Annotated in this window: 25 protein-coding genes and 1 tRNA gene; 14 read left to right on the top strand and 12 right to left on the bottom strand. The window is 60.5% G+C overall.

Annotation, left to right across the window (positions count from 1 at the left end; translation table 11 throughout):
* Positions 1-17 precede the first annotated feature (17 nt).
* From GIW48_RS16405 to GIW48_RS16380, 6 genes are all read left to right on the top strand, one after another.
* Complete coding sequence (locus GIW48_RS16405) at positions 18-809, top strand: AraC family transcriptional regulator (RefSeq protein ID WP_017138837.1); 792 nt, start codon at positions 18-20, stop codon at positions 807-809.
* A 74-nt stretch (positions 810-883) separates the two neighbouring features.
* Positions 884-1495, top strand: a complete 612-nt coding sequence (locus GIW48_RS16400) for a LysE family transporter (RefSeq protein WP_017138838.1) — start codon at positions 884-886, stop codon at positions 1493-1495.
* Between the two features lie 318 nt (positions 1496-1813).
* Positions 1814-2122: a hypothetical protein gene (locus GIW48_RS16395; RefSeq protein WP_099549718.1), complete on the top strand. Its 309-nt coding sequence runs from the start codon at positions 1814-1816 to the stop codon at positions 2120-2122.
* Between the two features lie 235 nt (positions 2123-2357).
* A complete protein-coding gene (mgtA, locus tag GIW48_RS16390; protein ID WP_176992180.1) occupies positions 2358-5072 on the top strand; it encodes a magnesium-translocating P-type ATPase in 2715 nt (904 codons plus the stop codon).
* A 65-nt stretch (positions 5073-5137) separates the two neighbouring features.
* Entirely contained in the window at positions 5138-5485 is a 348-nt protein-coding gene (locus GIW48_RS16385; protein ID WP_026013827.1) for a DUF2493 domain-containing protein, read from the top strand.
* An 18-nt stretch (positions 5486-5503) separates the two neighbouring features.
* Positions 5504-6325, top strand: coding sequence for a hypothetical protein (locus tag GIW48_RS16380; RefSeq protein ID WP_170037506.1), 822 nt, complete (start codon positions 5504-5506; stop codon positions 6323-6325).
* On the opposite strand, the gene GIW48_RS16375 is transcribed toward GIW48_RS16380, so the two are convergent.
* Complete coding sequence (locus GIW48_RS16375) at positions 6322-7038, bottom strand: tellurite resistance TerB family protein (RefSeq protein ID WP_170037509.1); 717 nt, start codon at positions 7036-7038, stop codon at positions 6322-6324. The two genes, GIW48_RS16380 and GIW48_RS16375, sit on opposite strands and share 4 nt — an antisense overlap.
* 122 nt (positions 7039-7160) lie before the next feature.
* Here GIW48_RS16375 and GIW48_RS16370 point away from each other — a divergent pair, with 122 nt between their 5' ends.
* Positions 7161-7688, top strand: coding sequence for a DinB family protein (locus tag GIW48_RS16370; RefSeq protein WP_170037512.1), 528 nt, complete (start codon positions 7161-7163; stop codon positions 7686-7688).
* Positions 7689-7690: 2 nt separating this feature from the next.
* Here the strand turns inward: GIW48_RS16370 and GIW48_RS16365 are convergent, their stop codons facing one another.
* Complete coding sequence (locus GIW48_RS16365) at positions 7691-8149, bottom strand: GFA family protein (RefSeq protein ID WP_017138845.1); 459 nt, start codon at positions 8147-8149, stop codon at positions 7691-7693.
* A gap of 184 nt (positions 8150-8333) precedes the next feature.
* Here GIW48_RS16365 and GIW48_RS16360 point away from each other — a divergent pair, with 184 nt between their 5' ends.
* On the top strand, positions 8334-8615 hold the full coding sequence (locus tag GIW48_RS16360; protein ID WP_017138846.1) for a hypothetical protein: 282 nt from the start codon (positions 8334-8336) through the stop codon (positions 8613-8615).
* Positions 8616-8680: 65 nt separating this feature from the next.
* Here the strand turns inward: GIW48_RS16360 and GIW48_RS16355 are convergent, their stop codons facing one another.
* The 4 genes from GIW48_RS16355 to GIW48_RS16340 form a co-directional block, all read right to left on the bottom strand.
* Positions 8681-9916, bottom strand: a complete 1236-nt coding sequence (locus tag GIW48_RS16355; protein WP_236461018.1) for a c-type cytochrome — start codon at positions 9914-9916, stop codon at positions 8681-8683.
* 2 nt (positions 9917-9918) lie between these two features.
* Positions 9919-10458 carry a (2Fe-2S)-binding protein gene (locus tag GIW48_RS16350; RefSeq protein ID WP_017138848.1) on the bottom strand — a complete coding sequence of 180 codons (540 nt, stop codon included), beginning with the start codon at positions 10456-10458 and terminating at the stop codon, positions 9919-9921.
* A complete protein-coding gene (locus GIW48_RS16345; RefSeq protein WP_236461017.1) occupies positions 10451-13282 on the bottom strand; it encodes a xanthine dehydrogenase family protein molybdopterin-binding subunit in 2832 nt (943 codons plus the stop codon). Before GIW48_RS16345 ends, GIW48_RS16350 begins: the two co-directional genes overlap by 8 nt.
* A gap of 376 nt (positions 13283-13658) precedes the next feature.
* Positions 13659-13745, bottom strand: a tRNA-Leu gene (locus tag GIW48_RS16340).
* A 263-nt stretch (positions 13746-14008) separates the two neighbouring features.
* On the opposite strand from GIW48_RS16340, the gene GIW48_RS16335 reads away from it, so the two are divergent.
* On the top strand, positions 14009-14419 hold the full coding sequence (locus GIW48_RS16335) for a VOC family protein (RefSeq protein WP_017138850.1): 411 nt from the start codon (positions 14009-14011) through the stop codon (positions 14417-14419).
* A gap of 20 nt (positions 14420-14439) precedes the next feature.
* Here the strand turns inward: GIW48_RS16335 and GIW48_RS16330 are convergent, their stop codons facing one another.
* Positions 14440-14985 carry a GNAT family N-acetyltransferase gene (locus GIW48_RS16330; protein ID WP_236461016.1) on the bottom strand — a complete coding sequence of 182 codons (546 nt, stop codon included), beginning with the start codon at positions 14983-14985 and terminating at the stop codon, positions 14440-14442.
* Between the two features lie 83 nt (positions 14986-15068).
* Positions 15069-16787: a hydrogenase maturation protein gene (locus GIW48_RS16325; protein ID WP_236461015.1), complete on the bottom strand. Its 1719-nt coding sequence runs from the start codon at positions 16785-16787 to the stop codon at positions 15069-15071.
* Positions 16788-16998: 211 nt separating this feature from the next.
* Here GIW48_RS16325 and GIW48_RS16320 point away from each other — a divergent pair, with 211 nt between their 5' ends.
* The 3 genes from GIW48_RS16320 to GIW48_RS16310 are packed head-to-tail and all read left to right on the top strand — an operon-like array spanning position 16999 to position 18573.
* Positions 16999-17613, top strand: a complete 615-nt coding sequence (locus GIW48_RS16320; RefSeq protein ID WP_236461013.1) for a 2OG-Fe(II) oxygenase — start codon at positions 16999-17001, stop codon at positions 17611-17613.
* Positions 17606-17875, top strand: a complete 270-nt coding sequence (locus GIW48_RS16315; protein ID WP_099549701.1) for a metal-binding protein — start codon at positions 17606-17608, stop codon at positions 17873-17875. The genes GIW48_RS16320 and GIW48_RS16315 overlap by 8 nt, the downstream gene beginning before the upstream one ends.
* Positions 17872-18573 (top strand): 2OG-Fe(II) oxygenase, encoded by a 702-nt coding sequence (locus GIW48_RS16310; RefSeq protein ID WP_176992169.1) that lies wholly within the window; start codon positions 17872-17874, stop codon positions 18571-18573. Before GIW48_RS16315 ends, GIW48_RS16310 begins: the two co-directional genes overlap by 4 nt.
* Before the next feature lie 6 nt (positions 18574-18579).
* Here GIW48_RS16310 and GIW48_RS16305 read toward each other — a convergent pair whose 3' ends face one another.
* Positions 18580-19449 carry an alpha/beta hydrolase family protein gene (locus tag GIW48_RS16305; RefSeq protein WP_236461011.1) on the bottom strand — a complete coding sequence of 290 codons (870 nt, stop codon included), beginning with the start codon at positions 19447-19449 and terminating at the stop codon, positions 18580-18582.
* Between the two features lie 227 nt (positions 19450-19676).
* Between GIW48_RS16305 and GIW48_RS16300 the strand changes: the two genes are divergently transcribed.
* The gene (locus GIW48_RS16300) at positions 19677-20282 is read left to right on the top strand and encodes a cysteine hydrolase family protein (protein WP_236461009.1); all 606 of its coding nucleotides are present in this window, start codon (positions 19677-19679) and stop codon (positions 20280-20282) included.
* A gap of 48 nt (positions 20283-20330) precedes the next feature.
* Here GIW48_RS16300 and GIW48_RS16295 read toward each other — a convergent pair whose 3' ends face one another.
* The 3 genes from GIW48_RS16295 to GIW48_RS16285 all read right to left on the bottom strand — a co-directional run bounded on the left by GIW48_RS16295 (position 20331) and on the right by GIW48_RS16285 (position 23806).
* Positions 20331-20723, bottom strand: a complete 393-nt coding sequence (locus tag GIW48_RS16295; protein ID WP_017138868.1) for a tautomerase family protein — start codon at positions 20721-20723, stop codon at positions 20331-20333.
* Between the two features lie 185 nt (positions 20724-20908).
* Complete coding sequence (treS, locus tag GIW48_RS16290; RefSeq protein WP_099549697.1) at positions 20909-22975, bottom strand: maltose alpha-D-glucosyltransferase; 2067 nt, start codon at positions 22973-22975, stop codon at positions 20909-20911.
* A 72-nt stretch (positions 22976-23047) separates the two neighbouring features.
* Positions 23048-23806 (bottom strand): AraC family transcriptional regulator, encoded by a 759-nt coding sequence (locus GIW48_RS16285; RefSeq protein WP_099549696.1) that lies wholly within the window; start codon positions 23804-23806, stop codon positions 23048-23050.
* Between the two features lie 321 nt (positions 23807-24127).
* Between GIW48_RS16285 and GIW48_RS16280 the strand changes: the two genes are divergently transcribed.
* Positions 24128-25753: an APC family permease gene (locus GIW48_RS16280; protein ID WP_236447742.1), complete on the top strand. Its 1626-nt coding sequence runs from the start codon at positions 24128-24130 to the stop codon at positions 25751-25753.
* The last annotated feature ends 11 nt before the right edge of the window (positions 25754-25764 follow it).

Below are 25764 nucleotides of genomic sequence, written 5' to 3'. Positions count from 1 at the left end.
GCATCCTGAGCTGAATCATGAGCACTCTGCACCACGCCTTGCTGGGCAACTACGAAGTCAGCAGTACAGCCTGCACGGGCCTGACCTTTGCCAGACACAGCCATGATGAGTGTGTAATCGGCGTCAACCTGGTCGGTGAGGAAAAGGTCTGGCTGGACCGCCGCGAATTCGAGGCCGGACCGGGCAGCATTACCCTGTACAACCCCGGTCAGATTCAAGGTGGCGGCGCGGCGCAAGGCGCGCCTTGGCACTTTGTCAGCCTGTATGCCACAGCCGATCAGCTGGCGGCTGACCTTGGGTTGGCGCAGCTGGAGTTCGATCGCTCGTTGTGCTTTCAACCTGATCTGGCGCAGCGCCTGGCTGTAGCGGTGAAAGGCGCCTTGAGTACCGATGCATTGGTCCGCGATCTCAATGAAGAGGCGTTGGTGTTGCTACTGGGTGAAGTGGTCGGCGTCAGTGGTGTACGTGTGCCTGGCAGCATGGCAACGGGCAAAAGCATGATCAGCCGAGCCCAGGAATTGCTCGCTGCACACTTGCATCAAGGGTTGCCCCTGGACCACCTCGGCGATGAGCTGGGATTGTCCAAATTCCATCTGCTGCGCGCTTTCCAGAAGGAAACCGGACTCAGCCCGCGCCAGTGGGCGATGCAACTGCGCACCCGCCGCGCCAAAAGCCTGTTGCGCAACGGGGTGGCGGCCGGCGAAGTCGCCCATGACTTGGGCTTTGCTGACCAAAGCCACCTCAACCGCCATTTTCGCGCCGCCTATGGCATCACGCCCGGCCGCTATCAAAGCGTGTTGAAGCGCTGAACAGCGCAATCTGGTTCAAGACGAACGCTTTCCCCATCGCCACACTGCCTGGACTTTCTTGAAGGAACGCGGGCATGTTGACGATCTTCTTTTATGCGCTGGTATTCGGTTTTGTGTTTTGCCTCTCGCCCGGTGCCGTGCTGGCGGAAACGTTGCGCCGTGGCTTGCTGCACGGTTTTACCCCGGCCTTGCTGGTGCAGATCGGCTCGCTGGTAGGCGATGCGGTGTGGGCGGTGATCGGTCTCACCGGCATTGCCTTGCTGATCCAGCATGACGCGGTGCGTGTGCCCCTGACGGTGGTCTGCGCGCTGTACCTGGCCTGGCTGGGTATCCGCAGCTTGATTGATGCCTGGCGCTTGCCCGAGGCGAGCGACGCGCCCGCCAGCTCCGGGAAAAATGCGCTGGCGGTGGGCGCGGCGATTTCACTGGCTAACCCGAAAAATATCGTCTATTGGGGCGCGCTGGGCAGCGCCTTGTCCGGCATCGTCGGGGCTGCGCCCAGCCATGGGCAAACGCTGATGTTTTTTGCAGGCTTTATGCTGGCCTCGGTGTTGTCCTGCTTTCTGATTGCAGCGTTGGTCAACCTGCTGCGCAAGAACGCCTCAGCGTTATGGCAACGCATCAGTTATGGCGCCTGTGGTGTGGTATTGATTTATCTGGCAGTTCTGGCCGCGCAAGGCATATGAAGTTATATAAGGTGAAACTTGTCTGCGCCTCTTATCTGAATGAACTCTGAACACAGGGTAATTTAACTCATCCTGCGTTGACATTTTGCAACCAGCTAAGTAGATTGCCCCTGCCCACAACTGGGGCCTTTTTTAAACCTCACAAAAGAAGCCAATGGACACAGTATCTAGTCGCTGTCCGAGCACCGTTCACGCGGGCATCGGGCGCCAAACCCAGAATATGACAGGACTCGCCTTCCAGGTCCGGTAAGCTGCGCTAGAGCTTGATGCTCCACCGTAACTGCCTCACCGGTCGCCCGTCCGGTCCCGAGGTGTGTTATGACCTTTCAACTGATTGTTTTGCCTGACATTCGCACGCTAGCCGCAGCCCTGCGCGCCAAGCTGTGCCGCGAGCCCGCTGGCTTTTCACCTACCCGCTCGGCCTTTGCTGCACCCTCTCCCCTAGCCAGTAAAGATCAGCTGCGCCCAGCTCCCCCGCTGGCGCACTGGCGTGTCTGCCCTGCCAGCGGCCAATTGCTGCAGCACTGGGACCACGCCGACCCTCAAGACCCGCAGAGACCTCAGGTTTCCACCCTGGCTCAAGCCAGCCTGTTGCTCGGTTTTTACCTGAGCAATCGCGCCGCTTAAACCAGCTGGAAACAGCAACTTCCTGATAATTATTCTGGAGTTCGTTATGAACACATCCAGTAGTAGCCCGCTGCGCGCCAGTTAACTAACGCGCACTTGGCGGGCGCTGTAGAAGTTATGTGAACACCCTATTTAAACCGATCGCGAAGTCCGCGGCTCGGCATGCTTTCGCTCGCCTGTATTCAGGTAAGTACCGGGTATGTTTTGTCGAGAATTGGCGACAGGAGTACAGACAATGAGCGCCGTAAAAAACACGCCTCTGCACAAAAAGAATGGCACCGACACCGACACCAAACTGTCGATGCGTGCCGCCCGTGAAGCCCAGAACGGCCTGTCGGCCACCCTCGCCAATGTGCGTGCCACCCAGGACGGCCTGACCGAACTGGACGCTTCGGCACGTCTGCAACGCGAAGGCTACAACGAAGTGGCCCACGACAAGCCGCCTCACGCCATCGTCCAGTTCCTGCAGGCACTGAACAACCCGTTCATCTATGTACTGCTGACGCTCGCCGGGATCAGCTTTGTCACTGACTACTGGTTACCATTGCAGGCCGGTGAAGAAGTGGATTTGACCAAGGTCATCATCATCATGACCATGGTGCTGCTCAGCAGCCTGCTGCGTTTCTGGCAGGAGCACCGCTCGGCCAAATCCGCCGAAGCCCTCAAAGCCATGGTGCGCACCACCGCCACCGTATTGCGCCGCGAGCAAGTCGGCAGCCAGCCGATCCTGCGCGAAGTGCCGATGCGCGACCTGGTCGCCGGTGACATCGTGCAGCTGTCTGCCGGCGACATGATTCCGGCCGATATCCGCCTGATCGAATCCCGCGACCTGTTTATCAGCCAGGCCGTGCTGACCGGCGAAGCCTTGCCGGTAGAGAAGTACGACACCCTGGGCGATGTCACGCAAAAATCCGCCTCTACACTGGCGGCCGACCAAGGCAACCTGCTGGACCTGCCGAACATCTGCTTCATGGGCACCAACGTGGTCAGCGGCCGCGCCAAGGCCGTGGTGGTCGCTACCGGGCCGCGCACTTACTTCGGCTCCCTGGCCAAGGCAATTGTCGGCTCCCGCGTGCAAACCGCCTTCGACCGTGGGGTGAACAGCGTCAGCTGGCTGTTGATCCGCTTCATGCTGGTGATGGTGCCGATCGTGTTCTTCCTCAATGGCTTCTCCAAGGGTGACTGGGGCGATGCCTTCCTGTTTGCCCTGGCGGTGGCCGTGGGCCTGACCCCGGAAATGCTGCCGATGATCGTCAGCGCCAACCTGGCCAAGGGGGCTACCGCCATGGCCAAGCGCAAAGTGGTGGTCAAGCGCCTCAATGCGATCCAGAACTTCGGTTCGATGGACGTGTTGTGCACCGACAAGACCGGCACGCTGACCCAGGACAAGATCATCCTTGAGCATCACGTCAACGCCTTCGGCCAGCGTGATGACGCAGTGCTGTCCCTGGCCTGGCTCAACAGCTTCCACCAGAGCGGCATGAAGAACCTGATGGACCAGGCCGTGGTGCAGTTCTCGGAGCAGAACCCCAAGTTCCAGTTGCCACTGGCCTACAGCAAGGTCGATGAACTGCCGTTCGACTTCGTACGCCGTCGCTTGTCGATTGTGGTACGCGACACGGCCGGCGACCAGTTGCTGGTGTGCAAGGGCGCCGTGGAAGAGATGTTGAGCATCTCCACACACACGCTCGAAGGTGGCACCGCCGTGCCGCTGGATGATCAACGTCGTGAAGAACTGTTGGCATTGGCCAACGACTACAACGAAGACGGCTTCCGCGTCTTGGTGGTGGCGACCCGCAATATCCCTAAATCCATGGCGCGCCAGCAGTACACAACGGCCGATGAGCGCAACCTGGTGATCCAGGGTTTCCTGACCTTCCTTGATCCACCCAAGGAAACCGCAGGCCCGGCGATTGCCGCACTGCAACAAATCGGCGTAGCGGTAAAAGTGTTGACCGGTGACAACGCTGTGGTCACCAGCAAGATCTGCCGCCAGGTCGGCCTCGAACCCGGCCAGCCGCTGCTGGGTGTGGAAATCGAAGCGATGGACGACGCCACGCTGCTGCGTCGCGTCGAAGAACGCACAGTGTTTGCCAAGCTCACGCCACTGCAGAAGTCCCGCGTACTTAAAGCCTTGCAAGCCAACGGCCACACCGTGGGCTTCCTCGGCGACGGCATCAACGATGCCCCGGCGCTGCGTGATGCCGACGTCGGTATCTCGGTGGACAGCGGCACCGATATCGCCAAGGAATCGGCCGACATCATCCTGCTGGAAAAGAGCCTGATGGTGCTCGAAGAAGGCGTGCTCAAGGGCCGCGAAACCTTCGGCAACATCATGAAGTACCTGAACATGACCGCCAGCTCCAACTTCGGCAACGTGTTCTCGGTGCTGGTGGCCAGTGCGTTCATCCCGTTCATGCCGATGCTGGCGATTCACCTGCTGCTGCAAAATCTGATGTACGACATCTCCCAGCTGGCCTTGCCGTGGGACAAGATGGACAAGGAATACCTGGCCAAACCGCGCAAGTGGGATGCGAAAAACATCGGCCGCTTCATGATCTGGATCGGGCCGACCTCGTCGATCTTCGACATCACCACCTTTGCGCTGATGTGGTACGTGTTCAGCGCCAACAGCGTAGAAATGCAGACGCTGTTCCAGTCCGGCTGGTTTATCGAGGGCCTGCTCTCGCAAACCCTGGTGGTGCATATGTTGCGCACCCGCAAGATCCCGTTCTTCCAGAGCACGGCTGCCTGGCCGGTGTTGATGATGACCACTATCGTCATCTGCCTGGGGATCTACGTGCCGTTCTCGCCGCTGGGCACCCTGGTCGGCCTGGAGCCGCTGCCGCTGGCGTACTTCCCATGGCTGGTCGGTACCCTGCTCGCCTACTGCTGCGTGGCCCAACTGATGAAAACGATCTACATCCGCCGCTTCAAGCAGTGGTACTGATCACCCCCGCCGTTTAAACGGTGGCGGTCGCCCGATCGCCACCGTGCATCACAAGGACCCTGACTATGCGCATCCTGATCTGTGCAGGTCGTCATTACGCCGACACCAAAAAGACCCGCCAAGTGCTGGACGCCTACCACCGCTTGCGCCCGGTGCAGGTATTGATACACGGCGGCAACCAGTTCCTGGGCAGCGACATCGAGGAATGGGCGCGGGAAATGAGCATCGACGTGGTGCGCTACCCGCCCAATTGGCAACGCCACGGCAAGCAGGCGGAACGCCAGCGCAACCATTTCATGCTCGCCGACAGCCGCCCCGACGTGATCATCGCCCTGCCGGGTGGTGACGACACCTCGGAGCTGGTCTGCCAGGCCAAAGCCAGCGGCATTTCGGTGCTGACCGTAGAAAGCTGAATTCAAGAGAGGTGCATCATGCACAAAAAACACAGCCCTGACCGTCACGACGGGTTTGCCAAATATCGCGCGCGCCATTATCGCGGCGCTCGCCACACCCTGCTGTTGCTGCCACCGGCCAAGCGCCGCGCGCTGCAACGTAACCTGATCTTTATCGGCACCACACTGGGCCTTATTTTACTGATCGCGCTGTTTTCAAAAGCCCAGGCGGCCGGCGGTTCCTATGTGGTCGACGACGGCGGGATCAACGATCCGGGCGAGTGCAGCGTCGACGCCTGGTACACCGCCAACCGGCATCAAGGCAACATTCATAACCAGACGCTTAACCCGGCGTGTACCTTCAGCGCGCTACCTGCCGTGGAATGGAGTGCAGCACTGTCGCGCGCCAGCAATGCGGGGGATGCCGAGACGCAAATCAGCCCGCAGGTAAAGGCCCAAGTGTGGTCGCAGGAGGCGTTGGGGCTGCAAATCGCGGTGTCTGCCACCAGCCACTTTGCCCTGGACCGCCAGCATGCATTCGACGGCGCGGACTTTAATGTACCGTTGACCTGGCAACCGGTGCAGGCATTGCGCCTGAGCCTCAATGGCGGCTGGACCCATGCCTACAACGGCGGTGAACAAAACCACCGCCTGACGTGGGGCGCAGGCTTTGAGTACCAGTTGGCAGACGCGCTCACGCTGATCGGGGAGCGCTACGGCCAGGAAGGCGGCGACCAGGCTTGGCAGGCCGGGCCGCGGTTCCATGTGGGCAAACTGGTGGATGTGGATGTGGTGGTCGGGCAGAGCCTCACCGGTGATCACAACCAATGGTTGACCACCGGCGCGACCGTGCGTTTTTAAGGTTTTTTAGCTTGCTGCTCCAGGTGTAGTTGCAACTCTGGTTCGAGTCGCAACTGCGCCGCCAGTTCGTCTAGATAGCTGCGCTCCTTCGGCGCCTGGTCATTAACCAGCATCACGCTGGCCAGGTAGACCTCGGCCGCCATCGCCCCGTCACCGGCATATTCGGCAAAATCGGCGGCGTTCAGCGGCTTGGCGACTTCTTCGTCGAGCCACTGCTGCAATTGAGGGTCGTCGGTATGGCGGCCTATCTCGGCTGAGATCATTTGCTTCTCGTTGTCATCGATACTGCCGTCGGCCTTCGCTGCCGCAATCAGAGCGCGTAACACCGCATGGCTATGAGCTTCAGCTTCCGGACCATCAAGCTGGTCAACCGTCTGGATGGCTTGCTGCGGTGCGCTGGCCTGCTGGCGTTGCCAGGCCTGGTACGCCTGGAAAGCCGCCATGCCCAAGGAGGCCAATGCTGCGTAGTTCATCCCACCGGAGCGCGTTTGGGGGGTGCCACCTGCAGGTGCACCGCCCAACAATCCGCCCAGGCCACCTAATAAACCACCCAGCCCACCGCCTGCCGAAGCGTTGGTGCCGCTGGCGGAGCTGTTCAACAGGCCGCCCAGCAAACCACCCAGGCCGCCGAGCCCACCGCCCTGCGCACCGCCTGAGCCGCCGCCTTGCTGGCTGGCACGCAGCAGTTGTTCCAGTAAATTGCCGGTATTCATGGTGTCACTCTCCCGCAGCGTAATATTGGCGTTCAACAACCATAGCCCGCCTGCGCAGGAACACCAAGACCGCCGAGCGGGCACGCCTTATGATGGCCTCACCACGTTGAAGGAGAAACCTTGTGAACCGTCTTGAGCACATAGTGTTGATGGCTGACTACAACCAGTGGATGAACCGCAAAGTCTATGCCGCCGCCAGCCAGCTTACCGACGCAGAGCTGACCACGGACCGGCAGGCGTTCTTCGGCTCGATCCTCGGCACACTCAATCACCTGACGCTGGGGGACACGGTGTGGCTCAAGCGATTTGCCGAGCATCCGACAGGCTTTGCCCGGCTGGCGCCATTAACGTCGATTGCCACGCCCTCTGACTTGAAGCAACTGGCTTTCGCCAACCTGCGGGAGCTGGCGGCCCGCCGCACCTGGCTGGACCAACTGATCATCGACTGGGCCAACAGCCTGCGCGAGCCCGATCTGGACCAGCGCCTGCAGTACCACAACATGCGCGGCGTGGCGAACCACAAGCCGTTCTTCGCGCTGCTGGTGCATTTTTTCAACCACCAGACCCACCACCGAGGCCAGGCAACCACGTTGCTGACCCAGGCGGGCGTGGACGTCGGTGATACCGACTTGCTGGCCCTGATTGATTGAACTCAGCGGGCACTGAAGGTGGCGTAAGCCTGCATCAAGCGCGGGAAGTCCTGCGGCTCGGGCAGTTGCGCGAAGCTTTCGAGCGCCGGCGTCGCGGCCCAAGGCAGTTTTTCGCTGGTCCAGGTTTCCATGAACGGCACGTAATCGCGGGCGTTATCCAGCAAGGTTGCGCGCACATTGACGAACTCATCGATGCCATGGGGGCGCGTAAACAGCCAGCTCATGCAGTGCGGGCAGCAATAATGGCGGTCCACGCCGTGCAAGCCACCTATCACCGGGCAACCCTGGGTCACGGTGAAGCCTGCGGCCGGAATCAACGCGCTAAGGGAAAACGCACTGGCGGTCATCTTCTGGCAGCCGTTGCAATGGCACGCCATGGTGATTACCGGCGGCAAACTCACACTGAAACGCACCCGGTTACAACGACAACTGCCTTCCAGCGGCAAGGTTTCGACGCTCATCACTCACTCCTTTTCATGATTGTTGGCACCGCAGGGTAACGTGAACTGCCCCCGGAATAAAACCGAACGCCGCGCCGCCTGCGAGGTCACAACCCTGAGGGTGCGGGGTTGTTTGCCCGCGCCCTGCCCACGCGCCGCCGCTGCTTTATGGCCGCGCGTACCCCCATAAGAAGGAGACGCTTACATGGTCACTCACTTCAAGGTCGCCGGGCATCTGGCTTGCGGCCATCACGGCACCAACCTCACGTCCAGCACCGAGCTGAACCGAGTCAAATGCCGCACCTGCCGCAATACCGACGCCTACAAAGAAGCGCGCCGCACCCAGCGCAACGCTGCCCGCCGCTCCGCGCGCAAAGCCAAAACCCATACTGCCGTTGACTGGCGCAGTGCCTGGACGCAACGCCTCACCGACTTGCCTGGGCTGCAGCGCCTGCCACGCGGTTTCAGTGGGCAGCCATTTGTCTGAGCTGTTCAGGCGTTGAAAACAGATTAACCCGGTTCCCATCGGGATCCTGCAGCAGATGCTAGGTGTCAGTGCGCCTTGTGCTCGGCTGGCGGTGCATCGGCCTGCAACTTCTGCACGTCGCTGACCGCCAGCTCACTCGACTGGCCACCCCAACCCTGGCGCAGATAGTTGAGCAGGTCGGTCAGCTGTTGGTGATTGAGCTTGTCGGCAAAGCCCGGCATCGGTTGCATGCGCTCGAACCCGGTGAATTGCTGCTCGCCGATGCCGTCCTCGATCACCCCCAGCAGGTTGCGCGGGTCTTCCAGGCGCAGCGTGGTGTTGCCGCGCATGGCCACCGCGATGTGCGGCTTGCCCTCGCCGTTCGGCGCGTGGCAACCGGCGCAGACGTTCAGATAGTCCTGGCGGCCGCGTTGGGCGCTTGGGCTCATGGCGTCCAGCGACGTCTCGCTCAGCACCTTGGCCACCGGCGGTTGATCGCCCAGCAGGAAAGTCGCCATGGCGGCCAGGTCCGGATCGGTAAGGCCCTGGGTGCTGTTGTGGAACACCGGGAACATCTCATTGAACATCGTGCCCTGGGCACTCATGCCGTGCTTGAGGAACGTGCTCAGGTCCTGATGATTCCAGCCGCGAGCGGCCAGGTCATTGGCCAACAGGCTGGGTGCCAGATAGCCATTGAGCAGGCCGCCGGTCAGGCGTTTATCCTGCTGCATTGCGCCGGGCAAGCCCCGAGGCGTGTGGCATTCGCCGCAGTGGCCGAGCACCTCGACCATGTATTGGCCACGCTGGAATGCTTCACTTTTGCCCTCGGTCGGGGCAAGTTTTACATCCTTGCCGTAGAGCATGTTCCAGCCCATCAGGCCCAGACGAACGTTGAACGGAAAGCTCAGGCGGGTAACCGGCGCCGCACGCTCGATAGGCTCGATGGTTTTCAGGTACGCATGGATCGCGTCCGAATCTGCACGGGGCATCAAGTGGTACGAGGTGTACGGCATCGCCGGGTACAGATTCGCGCCGTCCCGGCGTTTGCCTTCGGTGAGCGCGGCGAAGAATTCGTCATCGGTGTACAGGCCAATGCCGTGCTCTTTGCTCGGGGTGATGTTGGTGCCATAGATGGTGCCGAACGGCGAAATGATCGGCAGACCGCCTGCAAACGGTGCGCCACCCGGTGCGGTGTGGCAGGCCATGCAGTCAGCGGCGCGGGCGAGGTATTCGCCGCGTTTGACTTGATCATCCGCGTGCGCCAACAACACCGGCGTAGCCAGGCCAACCGCCAGCGCAAGGCGGGAAAGTAGTTGTTTCATGCTTAACCCTCCTTGACCAGGCCGAGATCGGTCAGCACGTTGCGGGTCGCGTTGTAGTAACGCACGTAGCCGGTGCAGCGGCAGATGTGGTGGCCGAGGCTGTCCTCAATGACTTTTTCCAGCTGGCTTTTGACGATGGGCTGACGCTGCAGCTTCTCGACCAGCACGGTCGCGGCATTGACGAAACCCGGCGCGCAGTAGCTGCACTGGAAGGCGAATTCATCGACAAAACGCTGCTGGATCGGGTTCAGCTCAGTGACTTTACCCTGATCGTCGCGGGTTGCGTGGCCTTCGATGGTGCGGACTTTTTTGCCTTCGAAATAGTGTGCCCCCGTGATGCAGGTGCGCACTTCTTCGCTGGTGCCGTCCGGGTTGTCGACGATCACCACACAGGCGTGGCAAATGCCCTGGCCGCAGCCGAGCCGCGAGCCGGTGAGGTTTTTGTATTCGTGCAGGTAATCGATCATCGGCAGGTCATCAGGGATGTCCACCGGGCCGACGGATTGACCGTTGAGGGTCAGTTGAAACGGACGGTTAGCCATTGAGGGCCTCCTTGATGCGCGCAGAAGTGATGGGCAGGTCGCGGACACGTTTGCCGATGGCGTGGGCCACGGCGTTACCGATGGCGCCGACAATCGGGATCATCACCACTTCGGCAATGCCCTTGGACGGGTCGCTCGGCGACAGCGGCGCCAGGATTTCGGCCGTCTGGTTCCACACCGCAACGTGGCGGGCCATCGGCAAACGGTAACGGTTGAAATTCCAGTCACCCTCCCCCGGCCCGCCTTCGTACAGCGGCATCTCTTCCATCAACGCATGGCCAATGCCCATGGCGATCCCGCCTTCGAGCTGACCCTTGACCAGCTCTTCCACCAGCACCCGACCGCACTCGACCCACGAGTGATGGTTGAGCACTTGCACGTCGGCGGAGCCCTTGTTCACTTTCAATTCCACCAGCGTCGCGACCGGGCTGTAGTAAGTCACCGCCGCGTTGTTCAACTGGGTGTCCGGGTAGTGGACGTTCTGGCGATCCAGCAGGTGGAAACCGTTGCTGGTCATTTGCGCCTGTTTCGCCTTCGGCGCGCCGTCGCCGTACTTCACGGCCAGACCGTCAAGCGGCAGGCGTTCACGCACGCCGTCGATGCTGTAATCGGCCTCGGCCCAGCTCCAGCGGTTAAAGCCGTGCACGGTAGCGCCGGTCACCAGGCCTTTTTCATGGGCGTGTTTGGCCAATTGCGCAAAACTCAGCGGCTGCATGCCATTGGCGGTAAGTTTGCCGTCCACCCAATGCGCGTCTTCGCGGCGCACCACATACGGGTTGGCCTGGCCGCCGTAAGGGCCTTGGCCCCAGATCTGCAACGCCGCCGGCCACAGGCCGTGGTTGAACAGCACCCGAGAGGCTTCACGGGTGGCGTGGCTGAAGTAATACGCAGAATTGGTCGCCGACGAGGCCGACGCCAGTTTGCCGACCCAACGTGGGTTGCGCAAAAAACCATCCTGCTCGGCCTGGCTCATGACGTAAGGGTTGCCGCCAGTGATCAGTTGCAACTCTTCCCATTCGGTTTCGCCGGTCTTCACTTGCGTGGCCGGAATGCCGATGAAATCCGCCACCACCAGCGCTTGCGAGGTGGACATGCCGGTGCCGATTTCAATGCCGATATGGCGCAACGTCACGTGGCCTTCGGCGGTGAATTCGATGCTGGCCATCGGTGCCTCGGAACCGGTGCCGAAGTCTTTCTGGCAGATGGCAAAACCCACGCCATACCAGTTATCCGGGTCAGCGGCTTCGCGCATCTTTTTGATCTGGTCGCGGTTTTTCCAGACGTCGTGGGCAGCCGCTTTGTCGAGAATCTCGTGTAAGCGCAATGCCCCGGCCGGCACCGCGCCCTGGGTGTTTTTCATGCCCGAGAGCATGGCGTTTTTCTTGCGCAGGTCGATGGCGTCGATGCCCAGACGCCCGGCGATTTCGTCGACCATCATCTCGGTCGAGGCCATGCTCTGCAGGGTGCCGTAACCGCGCATCGAACCCGCTTCAACCGCGCGGGAATGGTAGGCCGTGACCTGCAAATCGTTCTGCGGCATGTAGTAAATCGACTGCGCTGCCGTGGCGCCAACCGCCGCCACCGAAGGGCTGTAGTTGATCCGCCCGCCGCCATCGACGTTCATCTCGGCGCGAAAAATCTGGAAACTGTGATCGTTCTTGTCCACCGCCAATTGGTAACGGATGTCGAACGGGTGACGCTTGATGCCACTCTGGAACTGCTCATAGCGGTCGTTGGCCAGGCGCACCGGGACACCGGCGCCATACAACGCGGCGAGGGCTGCGTAGTAGACAAAAATGTTGTGATCCTTGGAACCGTAACCAACGGTGTAGCCCGGGTGCATGTTCAGGTTCGCCAGGCCGAAGCGCGATGGCGCGATCATTTTTGCGGTTTCGGTGGCGGCTTCCAGCGGGCACTGAGTCGCGACGACAAAGTGCAAGGTTTTGGTGGCCGGGTCGTACCAGCCGTTGCCATTGTCCGGTTCCATCGCCGCCGGTTCAATCGACGGGGTTTTGTAGCGCTCGTCGAACACCAGCCAGTTGTCGGGCGGCGCGTCGATTTGCTGCTGCATCCGGTCGGCGTAAAACAGCCCGCGCTCGGTCAGGTTGCCGTGCAGGTCCGGCTGGGAATTCCACACCGGGCGACGGTTTTTCAGCATGGGGAACAGGATCGAATCCTTGAGGCTGGCGAATTCATCCTCGTCCGCCGAGGTCGCACCGCCGACGCGCACGTAGCGGAAGCTGCCGTATGGGTCACGTTCGTAGTACGGCACCTGGGCGCCGTAACGGATGGCTTTGTCATTGAATTTGAGTTTGGCCTTGGCCTGGCGGAAACGCTCGAAGTCGTTCCAGATCAGGATCGCCACAGGGTGACCGATGAACATCGGCACCTTGCCTTCCGGCAGCAGCGGATCCGGCGCGTGTTCTTCCGGGAAGACGATACCGTCCTTGTCCAGGTCGGCGGCGGTCACAATGCGGTCAGGCTGCAAATCGGCACCGAGCCACGACAGATCGTAGCCGGCGTAGATGCGATCGGCCTTGGTTGTTTTCAGCAACATGGCGTGGCCCTGCTGCTGCGGCCAGCCCGGCATGTCCTTGGCGCGGATGTCGCGGGCAAAGACCTTGCTCCCGCAGACCTTGGACAAGGCGTCGTTACGCGAGCGCGCCTTGCCGTTGTTGCCCAGCCATTGCTCGGACGGCACGGTCACGCTGTTTTCCATCAAGGCAGCCAGCGCCTGGGTGCTGAGCGGTGTAAGCGTCACGCTCACACCCGCCACCAGCCCACCCTGAAGGAACGAGCGCCGGGAAATATCACGGTTGGACATGGATCATCCTCTGGGCGGTTATGGGTCCGCCCTTTTAGTTATGTTCTGGGGGTCTCGATCCTTGCAGGAGCGCTTTCGCTGGAAACAAAAGGCTGGAGTTGACAGTGCAAAGCTGACCGAAAGGTTAACTTTATAGGTTTCTGCGCCTGCCGCAAACAATCTGTTACAAAAACCGAACAAAGAATCAACGCGTTGCCGCTTTGCTCTGAGTAGAAGCAAAGGTCGCGAAGGATCAGGGGAATGTCAGGATGGCTACACACGCAAAAGGATCGGCAAACATGTCATGCCGACAAAACGAGCGGTGGAGTTTTCTAATTTGGGGGAGCACAAACGAAAAAGGGCTCGCATGAAAAATCATGCAAGCCCTTGATATCTATGGTGCCCGAACCCGGAATCGAACCGGGACGCCCTTACGAGCGGGGGATTTTAAGTCCCATGCGTCTACCAGTTTCGCCATTCGGGCGGTAGCGCGGTGTTGCAGGGTTGGGAATATATAGACCCCGGCGCTTGGATGCAAGGTCGAGGCGCACCTTTATCGTGCTCATCCTGAGCTGAAAAACCTTGTCAGATCAGTGATCTACGCAGCCAACCTGGCATTGCACCAAGCGGGTTGGCGGACTGTCCTGGGCCGATGCCACGGGTTAAATGCAGCACTCGTTTTCCAGAATCAGCTAAGTTGAAGACTTTGGCGACACCAAAACCAATGATCAAACAGGAATGATCGCAATGCGCACCTTTTCAATCCAACATATAGATCATGTTGTTTTACGCGTGAAAGACATCACCCGCAGCCTGGCGTTTTACACCTCGGTACTGGGCTGTGAGGTCAAAAAACGCCGTGACGACCTCGGCATGATCCACCTGAGTGCCGGGACGTCCCTGATTGACCTGGTCGATGTGAACGGGTCGATCGGCCGTGAGGGTGGGGAGCCGGCGGGCAAGCAGAGGCATAACGTCGATCACGTTTGCCTCAGGGTTGAGCCTTTTGATGAGTCCGCGATTCTCAACCACTTGGCTGAGGCGGGTGTGTTTGCGGAAAAGGCGCAGAAGCGCTATGGCGCAGACGGGACAGGCTGGTCGATCTATTTCAATGACCCGGATGATAATCGGATCGAGCTCAAAGGCCCTGCCATTTAGGCTGGCGTCAGGTTTTGGTTTCAGCTGCCTGTTTCGGCTCGCTCAAATGCAGCTCGCTCAACTTTATAAAAACGATTCTCTTGCGAACGCCCTGCGAAGGTTTTTATTGAGGTATGCGAAAGCTGCCCGCCGATTTTCTCCATCGCCCGCTGCGAGCGAATATTGTCGGCGCCGACGTGGAACCATACGGTATCGACCCACTGAAAGGCGTGCTTGAGCATCAGTTGCTTAAGCTCGCCATTGGCCCCGCCGCCCCATTTTTCACGCGCCAGAAACGTGTAACCGATGGCCACCTCACGTTGCGGCTCACTGAAGTCGTAGTAACGAGAGCTGCCCACCACCCTGTTGCTCTCAAGGTCGATCACCACCAGTACGCTGGGGGATGCCAGCGCCTGCTCGAACCATTCGCGAAACACCGGTTCCTGGTAGCGCGTGGGGCTGGGGTGCTGGGCCCAGATCAACGGGTCGCAGGCGACGCCATACAGGGCCTCGAAATCCCCGGCTTTCAGCGGGCGCAGCTCAAGTAACGTGCCCTTGATGGAGGGCGGGATGGGTAGCGATTGCATCACTGTACTCCAGGCGCTGACAGTGCCAGATCATCGCGCATGGGATATGGCACTCGCAAGCACATGGGGCAGCGCAATACCGCTCAGTCGACCAGTTCGCCCTTACGCGCCAACGCCCACGGCGCAATCAACCGTTGCGGCGTCTGGCAGGCTTTACGCTTGAACACAAAGTTGCGGCACTTCTCGGCAAACTGCTGGCGGTTGTGCACCATGTCCAGTTCCATCTGGGCCAACTCGTTTTGGCGGCAGCGATCCATTGGCTCAAGGTCGATAGTGGCTTTGCGCATGCGTTGCGCGGCGTATTTCTCATCGCTCAGCGCGCCTTGGGCCGCTTGCAGCAACCATGCACTGAACGCACTCGGGCAACGTGGCCCAATGTCCTGCACCATGCCCCACTGCTGTGCCTGAATGGCGCTGATCGGCAGGCACTCTTCAGTGAGCTTATGGGCAATTTCACTGCCCACCGCACGCGGCAGGCTGTAGGTCCAGTATTCGGAGCCATACAGGCCCATGCTCTTGTAATGCGGGTTGAGCACTACGCCGGCACGGGCGAAGACGATATCGGCCGCCAGGGCCAGCATTACACCGCCGGCACCGGCACTGCCGGTCAGGCCGCTGACCACCAGTTGGCGGGCCGTCAGCAGTTCCTGGCACACATCATCGATCGCCTGGATATTTGCCCAAGCCTCCAGCCCTGGCACGGGTGCGGCCTGGATGACGTTGAGGTGTACGCCGTTGGAAAAGCTGCCGCGCCCGCCCTTGATCAGCAGCACCTGGGTGTCCCGTGCCTTGGCCCAGCGCAGTGCAACGACCAGCCGCTGGCATTGTTCAGTGCTCATGGCGCCGTTGTAGAACTCGAAGGTCAATTCGCCGACATCGCCGCATTCACGGTAGCGAATCGGTTGATAGGCCTGCTCATTGAAGGCTTGGTGGGCAATTGAGCTGTCCAGCACGGGCACACGCGCCAGGCGCCCGGCCAACACGTGACGGGCCGGCAACTTGAAGGTTTCCTCGCCTGGCTGGGCCTTGCGTTTAAGTGAGCCGACCCACACGCTCTGATCGCCGGCTGCGACCAATACCGCATCCTCCTGTACCGCGAGCATTTCACCCGGCAGGCCCCGGCGTGCATCCAGGTGCGCGTCGTACAGGTAATACTGCTCGCCGTGGATACTGGCCAACACACCCGGCTGGCCGTCGGCGGCGTCGATGCTGCGTTTTATGAAGCGCGCGCAGTCGTGCCAGCTGAAAGCACGGTCTACCTGCTTCATGTTCGGCTGCAAGCGCCCGATAACGTTGGGCTGCGTGTAATCCAGTGGCGCGGGGAGCACACCACGGGTGAATTTTTCCACCACGTCGCGAATACAGGTGATCGCAGCATCACTCACCAGGCCGTTGTACAACTCGGACTTTCGCACCTCGGCGGGCATGTCGAACTCACAGGTCGACCAGACCGGCCCTGCGTCCATCTCCTCCACCGCCTGCAATGCGGTGACGCCCCAGCGACGGGCCTGCTGGGTGATGGCCCAGTCCAGCGCGCTGGCGCCACGGTCACCGACAATACCCGGATGAATGATCACCACCGGGCGGTCGAGGTTGCTCCACAACTGCTGCGGCACGCGGTCCTTGAGAAACGGGCAGATCACCAGGTCGGCGTCCGCCGCCTCGATTTGCCGGCACACCGTGGCTTCATCGGTGAACAGCACCACGCTGGGGTCGAAACCAGACTGGCGCAAATCCAGCCAGGCCCGTTGGGTCAAACCGTTGAATGCAGAGGACAACAAGATGATCTTCAGTGATCGCATGGCAGACTCTTCCTTGAGGTGCACGGCCACAGGCTCGCATTGAGCCGTCCCTGGCCTTTGATGGAAGCGCAAGGTTAAAAGGCCTGTCAGGCGGGGCACCTGACCGAGATCAATGTTCGGTCAGCCAGGGAGAATTGCGTCGCAAGAACCGGAGTTTCAGTGATTTGGCGCCTGCCTACACTGGCGCAAATGCACAGTGACCGAGGCTTTCATGACTCCCCTTGCCGCCACCCTGGAACGCCTGGATTGGCAAACCATCGGCCTGGAACTCGACCGCGAAGGTTTCGTCGTGCTGCCCGGCATGTTCGGGCTTGAGGTCCCAGGCTTGTTCACCCACCTACTGAACGGCTTTTATCCGCCATTGGCACAGGTTTCCAACCGGTGGAACGACATCCTGCAACTGCCCTACCGCTACCCTCCCCAACTCACCGACTTTCATGCGCAGTGCCGCGCCGTCGGCCAGCAGCAAGCACTGCCCCAACTGACATGCCTGCGCAAAGACGAGCACCAGGCGCTGGGGCAGGACGCCGAGGGCGAGCACGTATTTCCATTTCAGTTGGCCGGCGTGCTGTCTGCGCCCGGCGAGGATTTCACCGGCGGCGAATGTGTCCTTACCGAGCAACGCCCCAGAATGCAATCACGGCCGATGGTGGTGCCGTTGCAGCGCGGCGATCTGGCCGTGATCACCACGGCACACCGCCCGTTCAAGGGCAGCAAGGGTTACTACCGGGTGAATATGAAACACGCGATCAGCAGCGTCCGAAGCGGCGAACGGCGCGGTTTTTTGCTCAGTTTTCACTTATGCCCTGGGGCGGCGCATGACTGACGAGCGCATGTGGCGGCTATTGGGCAGCGATGGCCAAGCCTACTCAAGCGCCGAACCGGGCACATTGGCTGGTCATCGACGCGGTAAACGCTACGGCACGCTGGATTGCCGTGCGGCACTGCACGCCATCGCCCGTGGCTGCTATGTGCAGCACCGGGTGTTTTTCCTCAATCAATCCAGCGCCATCGCAGCGGGCTATCGCCCTTGCGCCGTGTGCATGCCGGCCGAGTATCGCCAATGGAAACTTCAGCAGCCTTTATGAACACTCACCTGGAAAATCTCGATTGGCCAATGATCGAAGCGGCCTTGATGAACGACGGCTTCGCCCTGCTGCCACGACTGTTGACTCGGCAAACTTGCCGGCAACTCGCGGCACTCTATGCTGATGAAAGTCACTTTCGCAGCCGCATCGTCATGCAGCGCTACGCCTTCGGGCGAGGTGAATACCAGTACTTTCGCTACCCGCTGCCGGCACTCGTCGACAGCCTGCGCTCGCATCTTTACGCGCGCCTCGCACCAGTCGCCAACCGCTGGCACGCGGCGCTGAAGATGAATCAACGATTCCCCGACACCCATGTGGAATTCAAAGCGCTATGTCACCAGGCCGGCCAATGCAGGCCCACGCCGCTGATGCTGCGCTATCGGCAAAATGACTACACCTGCCTGCATCAGGACTTGTATGGCGAGCAGGTGTTTCCGTTTCAGGCGGTGTTCCTGCTGGACCAGCCAGGCCTGGACTTCGAAGGGGGTGAGTTCGTGCTCACTCACACCGGCTCCAGCAAACCCGCACGGGCTGAGGTAGTGCCCCTTGAACAAGGCCAGGCACTGATCTTTGCCGTCAACAGCCGCCCGGCACGTTCCGCGCGTGGTTTTTGCACAGTCAGCGTGCGTCATGGGGTGAGCCGCCTGCATCGCGGAGAGCGCCACACGCTGGGCATCATCTTTCACGATGCCAAATGAATGCTGTCAACGGGTTAGCTTCACGCCCTTGATCCACTTAACCGCATCATCAACCGACTGGCCTGCACCGCCGGGCGAGACGTTGTGCCCCAACTCGGGATACAGCCGGTATTCAAAGGGTTTGCCCTGGGCTTTAAGCGCACCCAGCCGTTCGATGGCCATGAACGCCGGGGTTTGCAGGTCCTGGCCGCCCAGCAACCAGAGCCCCGGCACCGAGATGCTGGCGAGTGCGGCGCGTGGGTCGGTAGCGGCAAAATCATAGCGGTCCGGGTCTTGCGCGATATGTTGGCGGGCATCGGCCTCGCTGTGGGTATGCCAGAAATCTGCCTTGCCCTGGGTCAGAAACTGGAACCGTAGCTGCTCAAGTGTCGTCAGCAGTGGGCCGCTGAATAGCACCATGAAGTTGATGCTCCGATTACGCTCGGCGGCAAGGGGAATGATCCAGCCCGCCTGGCTGAAACCCACCAGCCCAACGGGCACTGGGTTGGCCGCAAGCGTGGTGGATAACACCACGAGCGCCGCATTCGCATCACCCGCCAGCGCCGCCAGATTGGAAGCGTCGAGGTTATTGCCGCCGACTTCCGGGCCAGCGTACACACCGCCAGATTGCCCGACGCCGCGTTTGTCATAGGTCAACACCGCGATGCCACGTTGGGCCAGGGTTGTGGCAAAACTACTCATACGCGGCATCTGGCCGGAACCGTGTACCAGCACCACGCCGGCCACTGGATGCTCGGGCAGGTAAACCGTGCCGGCCAGTGCAACATCAGCGTTGGCAAATGTAATGTCCCGCGTCACAAAAGTGGCGCGGGCAGCCAGGGCCAACCCAGGCGTCAACATGAAAAGGCCCAGCCAAAAGCCGATGTTTCGCAGCATGATTCAATCCGCACAAAGGTACGTCCGAGTACCGGTGCGCCACTGTGCCTGGGCAGCGTTGCTATCTTGTGACTGGCGGCTTTTTAGTGAGATACAGTATGTCAGACACCTGGATTTTGACTGACCCACCGCATTCGCGGGCAAGCCCGCTCCCACACGAAGAGTGCGGCCCTTGGATTTGGCGCCTATAACTGCTGTTGTGAAAAACCACCTGACGGAGCATCACTATGAACCCGACGAAAACCGCATTGGTCCTGATTGAATTCCAAAATGACTTCACCACTGCGGGTGGGGTGTTTCACGACGCGGTCAAAGGCGTCATGCACAGCACCGACATGCTGGCGAACACTGCAACCACCGTTGAGCAAGCCCGAAAACTTGGTGTGAAGATCATCCATATGCCGATTCAATTTGCCGACGGCTACCCCGAGCTGACGCACCGCTCCTACGGCATTCTCAAGGGTGTGGCAGACGGCAGTGCCTTCCGGGCCGACAGCTGGGGCGCTGAAATCACCGAAGCGCTGAGCCGTGAGCCGGCTGACATCCTCATAGAAGGCAAACGCGGCCTGGATGCGTTTGCCACCACCGGCCTGGACCTGGTGCTGCGCAACAACGGCATCCAGAACCTGGTCGTCGCAGGCTTTTTGACCAATTGCTGCGTTGAAGGCACGGTTCGTTCGGGCTATGAGAAAGGCTACGACGTGGTGACGTTGACCGACTGCACCGCGACCTTCAGTGATGAGCAACAACACGCCGCCGAGAACTTCACCTTGCCGATGTTCTCGCAAACGCTGAAACACACCCAGTTTCTACAAGCGTTGAACGCCCAATAAAAACGGCGGCGACTCATCACTGAGTCGCCGCCTGCTTGCGGGCCTGCCTCACTCGTCGGGCACGTACTGCATCTCTCCGTTGCCAAACGACCAATCTTCGCGTTTCACATCCACCAGGTTGATCCACACATCTTCTTTGCGCAGCCCGGTTTTGGCGTGGATGCCCTCAGCGATACATTTATAAAAAGCCTTTTTCACTGCGATGCTACGCCCGGCGCTCCAGGTCACCTGGATAAACACGATGTTCGGCGTGTAGGTAATCCCCAGATAACCCGCTGCCGGATACACCAACTCATCCTTGGCGTGACGATTGATGATCTGGAATTTGTCGTGCTCAGGCACATTGGCCACGCTGGTCATGGCGGCGTAGATCACGTCACCAATTGCAGCGGCGGTTTCAGTGGAGGTGTCGGCAGCCAGGTCGATTCGAACTAAAGGCATGGGAAATTCCTCGGCAGGTCAGTGGCCGGTACTCGAAAGTGGCCATTGGCACTACGCTAGCCCGAACAACAAAATTCATCAAGCGCATATTCATTTATTTAATAATGCGAACATTGCATGTTATTCATTCTCCCGGCAAATGCATAATCAGCGCTGATCGACCAGGCGATCAGCGCTTCGCGCCCCTAAAGCATCGGCGACAGGCTGACCACCCGCAGCGCCAGCCCCTCATATGCGTCCAACGTGATGGTGAACTCACCTTCAGCGGTGAGATCGCCCTCGACCCGCTCATTGATGATGTCCACCACCGGCCCCGGCGCAATGTCGGGCAGGTGCAGGGTTTCGGTCAGCGCCGTACTGCCGAAGTTGAGCGCAGTGATTTGCGTGCCCTTCCCGGCCGGCAACTCGTGAACCATGATCAGCAGCCCCGGGTGCTCCACATCCGGCACCAGGATCTGGCGGCTGGCGGCGATTCCATAGGCGTTGCGCACCGCGAGAATTTTCTGCAGCTGTGACGCGAACGAATCCGGGTCCTGCAACTGGCTGTTGAGGCTGCCGTAGAGGGTTTTCGCCCTTGGCATCTGGCCGGCGGACAGCTCAGCATCCGGGTTCAAATCCACCAGGTCATAGGCGCCGCGATGAATCCAGCGCGTGTCGCCATCGCCCATCAAATGGGCTACCGCATCGGCCGCCAACGGCAACGCGCCGACCAGGTCCCAACCCGACAGGGCAAACACCCCAGGCTGCATGGCGTTGTACATCACCAGCAGCACATGGATCCGGCGGATCTGCTCGATATCGGCCGGCGTGATCGCCTCCAGGTCACGGATGCCCAGGGCCGCCGTGATAATGCTGGCGGTGGTGCAGGAAACCCCATTGGTGACGAACTTGAGGTTATACGGCGCATGCTCGCCGGCCAGGCGCTCGTACATCTGCTCGCGGATATGCTCACGCAGGCTGTTGCCGGGGAACGTCTGGCCTTGGTAGAGGTAACTGTCGTGGGCGTGCAGGGTCCAGAAATGCACCAGCTCCAGGGTCAGCTCATCGTGGTTTTGCAGCGCATGGATCAAGGAGCCTGGGTCAATGCCCTGGCTGTGCATCTCACGCAGCATCAGGCGCAGAAATTCGGTGTCGCCCAGCAGCAAGGCATGCTGATACGCCGGGCGCGTGATGAAGTCATAGGACAGGTCGGCGCCGCCGTGGGACATGGCGGCAATATCGTCGACAGTGAGGTTCAACTCCTGAAAGCTGAACCCGCCCGCCTTGCGAATCGCCCCGCCCAGCAACTGGTTGCCGGTGATCGACAACGGGTGGCTTTCCGACCAGGCAGTGCCGTCCAGCTTGCGTTCCACGCCGAGGAAGCCGTTGGCGTCCAGGCGCAGGATCTTGGCGCCCATCACATCAATGGCATGCAGGGCGTCGCCGATGATCATCTGCTGCGCGGCAAACGAGGGGTCCAGCCAGTTCAATGACGGCTGGCCTTCCTTGAAGTAATGCAGGTACACCCAGCGGCGCGGCTTGTCATCCACACCGATGACTACCGGGGTTGCACTCCAGTCAGTTTCCTTGACGCCGGGTTCGAAGAAGATCACCCGCTGCAACTGGCCAACGATGTAATGCTTGTCGCGCAGCGCATCCACCTGCGCGGGGCTGAGGTTCTGCGCATCACGCCCTTCGGCGACGTCAGGTAACAGCGGCCAGTCTTCCTCGCGGATCTCGACCATGTGGTAGAGCCCCGGATAGTCCTCATACGCCATCTCGGCCAGGCGGAAGTCCGCGCCCTTGCCCGTGTGGGAGGGGATCACATCGTCGATGATCACCGCGTTGTGCGCGGCGGCCATGCGCGTCAGGGCCTGCAACTGCGCTTCGGTGCCCAGCTGTGGGTCAATCTCGAAGCTGATGCGGTCGAAATTGCCATCGATGGTCGGCGTATGCCGTGTACCGTCGAGCCCGCCGGACTTTTTCAACGGGCCGTTGTGAATGCCCTGGATGCCGATCTTCGACAACGCCTGCCACAGGCTTTCATCGCCCAGGGCTTCGAGCACCGTGCCGTTCTCACGGGTCACAATCGAGGCCGGATAAGCGGTGAACCATACCGACGACAACGCTGAGGCATCACGCGGCCGGGTCTGCGCATACGGCTGCTGCCACAAACGCCCTTGCCCGCTGTACAGCCTTGCCCGCTGACGCGCCGCATTGAGCATGGATTGTTGCACCAGCCAGTTCACATGATCGTTATCCGCCGCCGTCATAAGCCTGTTTCCTATTGCCGTGAAAAGGTTATTGGTAAGCATAGGAGCGGCGGAGGCCTTGATTCGTTGCATTTACTCCAATTGCCGGTACTGCCTGGGAGTAAAGCCGGTCAATGCCTTGAACTGGCGGGTAAATGCGCTGTGGTCGGTGTAGCCGCATTGCAACGCCACCTCGGTGATCGGCAGGTCGGTGTGCAACAGCCGGTGCGCATGCTCCAGGCGCACCTTCTGGATCATCTGCCGGGGTGTGAGGTGGAATACACGTTTGCAGTAGCGCTCCAGTTGCGCGACGGAAATCCCGGCAATGCGGGTCAGCTCGCCGAGGGTGACACGGCGGTTGAAATGCTGGCGAATGTGTTCATCCACGGCGGCCAGGCGCTGGTAGGCCGGATGCTTTTCGCTGGCCGATTGCAGGTCCACCGAAATACCCGCCAGGCCGATGATCGCGCCCTTGTCGTTGTACAGCGGCCATTTGTGCGTCAGGCACCAGCCCGGTTCGCGGCTGCCATACAGGTGCAGCTCAAGCTGGTCTTCGAGCACAAAACCCTGCTCCAGCACGCGCCGGTCTTGCTCGGTGTAGCCCGGCCCCAATTGTGCGGGGAACACTTCGGCGCTGGTCTTACCCAGCAGCGGCTGCAGCTGTTTGAGGCCGCAGCGTTGCACCAGGGTGTGGTTGGCGAGGACGTAGCGGGCGTCGATATCCTTGATGAAAATCGCCGCGTTGGGGATTACGTCGAGCAAGGGCAGCAACTGCGCGACCCCCGCCAATAGTTGCTCGATGCTGTTGGGGCGGTTGGCCTGTAGAAAGCTCGCAAATGCACTGGGCAGCATGGCCTGCACTCCATTTTTTTTAAGCAGATTGCCCTATGCCAGCCTGAGTATCCACACAAGGTTGTGGCAGCCTTGGAGGCCACACTCGATCAAAAATGTGGGAGCTGGCTTGCCTGCGATGCAGACGCCTCGGTCATTCAGGCAAACCGAGGTGATGCAATCGCAGGCAAGCCAGCTCCCACAAAAAAGCCTGGATCTACGCATTCAAACTGTGCCGAATTCGTCATTCACATCAACGCAAAACATCAATCGCAGCGCCCTTGATCGGTTCAGGATATCGCCACTGCATGCCTATCCAATAACTCACAAGAAGGCGCCGCCATGTCTGCTCAAGGCAAGTTCAAGAAACAACTTTCACTGATGGACCTGACCTTTATCGGGTTAGGCGCCATCTTCGGTTCGGGCTGGTTGTTTGCGGCCAGCCACGTGTCCGCCATCGCCGGCCCGGCGGGGATTATTTCCTGGCTGATCGGCGGTTTCGCCGTGCTGCTGCTGGGCATTGTGTACTGCGAACTCGGCGCCGCCCTGCCCCGCGCCGGTGGCGTGGTGCGTTACCCGGTGTATTCCCATGGCCCGCTGCTGGGCTACCTGATGGGCTTTATCACGCTGATCGCGTTCTCCAGCCTGGTGGCGATCGAAGTGGTCGCCTCGCGCCAATACGCCGCGGCCTGGTTTCCCGAGCTGACCAAGGTCGGTTCCAGCGACCCGACCACCCTGGGCTGGTTGGTGCAATTTGCACTGCTGTGCCTGTTCTTTGTGCTCAATTACCGCAGTGTAAAGACCTTCGCCATCGCCAATAACCTGGTGAGCGTATTCAAGTTCATCGTGCCGCTGCTGGTGATTGGTGTGCTGTTCACCTTCTTCAAACCGGCGAATTTCCAGACCCAGGGTTTTGCCCCGTTCGGCCTGTCGGGCATCGAGATGGCGGTGTCGGCCGGCGGCGTGATCTTCGCCTACCTGGGCCTCACGCCGATCATCTCGGTGGCCAGTGAAGTGAAGAACCCACAACGCACGATCCCGATTGCCTTGATCCTCTCGGTGCTGCTGTCGACCGCTATTTATGTGCTGCTGCAAACCGCATTCCTCGGTGGCGTGCCGACCGAGATGCTGGCCGATGGCTGGGCGGGTATCAGCAAGCAACTGGCGCTGCCTTATCGTGATATTGCCCTGGCGTTGGGCGTGGGTTGGCTGGCCTACCTGGTGGTGGCCGATGCGGTGATCTCACCCAGCGGCTGCGGCAATATCTACATGAATGCCACGCCGCGTGTGGTGTACGGCTGGGCGCAGACCGGCACGTTTTTCAAGATCTTTACGCGCATTGATGAGAAGTCCGGCATCCCGCGCCCGGCGCTGTGGTTGACCTTTGGTTTGTCGGTGTTCTGGACCCTGCCGTTTCCGTCCTGGGAAGCACTGATCAATGTGGTGTCGGCGGCGCTGATCTTAAGCTACGCCGTGGCCCCGGTGACCGTCGCCGCGCTGCGCCGCAATGCGCCCGGCATGGCCCGGCCGTTCCGGGTCAAGGGCATGGCGGTGCTCGGCCCGCTGTCGTTCATCATCGCCGCGCTGATCGTTTACTGGTCCGGCTGGAGCACCGTGTCGTGGCTGCTTGGCCTGCAAATCCTGATGTTTGTGGTGTACCTGCTGTGCGCACGCTGGGTGCCGACCGCGCACCTGAATCTCAAGCAACAAGTGCGCTCGTCGGCCTGGCTGATCGGCTTCTACGCGGTGACTATCCTGCTGTCCAAGCTCGGCAGTTTCGGCGGTATCGGCGCGATCAGCCACCCGTTTGACACGCTGGTCGTCGCCCTCTGCGCCCTGGGCATTTACTACTGGGGCGCCGCCACTGGCGTGCCCGCGCACCTGGTGCGCCTGGAACACGAAGACGACGAAAGCGAAGCGGTCAGCGACGCGCATTACAACGCGCCACTGTCCCCGGCCACTCACTGATGGAGCCTGTT

Source organism: Pseudomonas sp. PA-6-3C, from assembly GCF_021605825.1.
GTDB classification, from domain to species: Bacteria; Pseudomonadota; Gammaproteobacteria; order Pseudomonadales; family Pseudomonadaceae; genus Aquipseudomonas; species Aquipseudomonas edaphica.
The sequence above is the reverse complement of the archived record's forward strand: the minus strand, read 5'-3'. Positions and strand labels throughout refer to the sequence as shown.

What these genes read in the sequence shown, in the direction of transcription:
- GIW48_RS16305 (WP_236461011.1), bottom strand. Translation starts at nt 19,449, where the DNA reads ATGCTGCGAAACATCGGCTTTTGGCTGGGCCTTTTCATGTTGACGCCT.
- GIW48_RS16350 (WP_017138848.1), bottom strand. Translation starts at nt 10,458, where the DNA reads ATGGCTAACCGTCCGTTTCAACTGACCCTCAACGGTCAATCCGTCGGC.
- treS (WP_099549697.1), bottom strand. Translation starts at nt 22,975, where the DNA reads ATGACGGCGGCGGATAACGATCATGTGAACTGGCTGGTGCAACAATCC.
- GIW48_RS16365 (WP_017138845.1), bottom strand. Translation starts at nt 8,149, where the DNA reads ATGAGCGTCGAAACCTTGCCGCTGGAAGGCAGTTGTCGTTGTAACCGG.
- GIW48_RS16405 (WP_017138837.1), top strand. Translation starts at nt 18, where the DNA reads ATGAGCACTCTGCACCACGCCTTGCTGGGCAACTACGAAGTCAGCAGT.
- GIW48_RS16285 (WP_099549696.1), bottom strand. Translation starts at nt 23,806, where the DNA reads ATGCTGCCCAGTGCATTTGCGAGCTTTCTACAGGCCAACCGCCCCAAC.
- GIW48_RS16295 (WP_017138868.1), bottom strand. Translation starts at nt 20,723, where the DNA reads ATGCCTTTAGTTCGAATCGACCTGGCTGCCGACACCTCCACTGAAACC.
- GIW48_RS16345 (WP_236461017.1), bottom strand. Translation starts at nt 13,282, where the DNA reads ATGTCCAACCGTGATATTTCCCGGCGCTCGTTCCTTCAGGGTGGGCTG.
- GIW48_RS16375 (WP_170037509.1), bottom strand. Translation starts at nt 7,038, where the DNA reads ATGAATACCGGCAATTTACTGGAACAACTGCTGCGTGCCAGCCAGCAA.
- GIW48_RS16380 (WP_170037506.1), top strand. Translation starts at nt 5,504, where the DNA reads ATGCACAAAAAACACAGCCCTGACCGTCACGACGGGTTTGCCAAATAT.
- GIW48_RS16360 (WP_017138846.1), top strand. Translation starts at nt 8,334, where the DNA reads ATGGTCACTCACTTCAAGGTCGCCGGGCATCTGGCTTGCGGCCATCAC.
- mgtA (WP_176992180.1), top strand. Translation starts at nt 2,358, where the DNA reads ATGAGCGCCGTAAAAAACACGCCTCTGCACAAAAAGAATGGCACCGAC.
- GIW48_RS16320 (WP_236461013.1), top strand. Translation starts at nt 16,999, where the DNA reads ATGACTCCCCTTGCCGCCACCCTGGAACGCCTGGATTGGCAAACCATC.
- GIW48_RS16310 (WP_176992169.1), top strand. Translation starts at nt 17,872, where the DNA reads ATGAACACTCACCTGGAAAATCTCGATTGGCCAATGATCGAAGCGGCC.
- GIW48_RS16330 (WP_236461016.1), bottom strand. Translation starts at nt 14,985, where the DNA reads ATGCAATCGCTACCCATCCCGCCCTCCATCAAGGGCACGTTACTTGAG.
- GIW48_RS16395 (WP_099549718.1), top strand. Translation starts at nt 1,814, where the DNA reads ATGACCTTTCAACTGATTGTTTTGCCTGACATTCGCACGCTAGCCGCA.
- GIW48_RS16280 (WP_236447742.1), top strand. Translation starts at nt 24,128, where the DNA reads ATGTCTGCTCAAGGCAAGTTCAAGAAACAACTTTCACTGATGGACCTG.
- GIW48_RS16385 (WP_026013827.1), top strand. Translation starts at nt 5,138, where the DNA reads ATGCGCATCCTGATCTGTGCAGGTCGTCATTACGCCGACACCAAAAAG.
- GIW48_RS16355 (WP_236461018.1), bottom strand. Translation starts at nt 9,916, where the DNA reads ATGAAACAACTACTTTCCCGCCTTGCGCTGGCGGTTGGCCTGGCTACG.
- GIW48_RS16315 (WP_099549701.1), top strand. Translation starts at nt 17,606, where the DNA reads ATGACTGACGAGCGCATGTGGCGGCTATTGGGCAGCGATGGCCAAGCC.
- GIW48_RS16335 (WP_017138850.1), top strand. Translation starts at nt 14,009, where the DNA reads ATGCGCACCTTTTCAATCCAACATATAGATCATGTTGTTTTACGCGTG.
- GIW48_RS16300 (WP_236461009.1), top strand. Translation starts at nt 19,677, where the DNA reads ATGAACCCGACGAAAACCGCATTGGTCCTGATTGAATTCCAAAATGAC.
- GIW48_RS16325 (WP_236461015.1), bottom strand. Translation starts at nt 16,787, where the DNA reads ATGCGATCACTGAAGATCATCTTGTTGTCCTCTGCATTCAACGGTTTG.
- GIW48_RS16400 (WP_017138838.1), top strand. Translation starts at nt 884, where the DNA reads ATGTTGACGATCTTCTTTTATGCGCTGGTATTCGGTTTTGTGTTTTGC.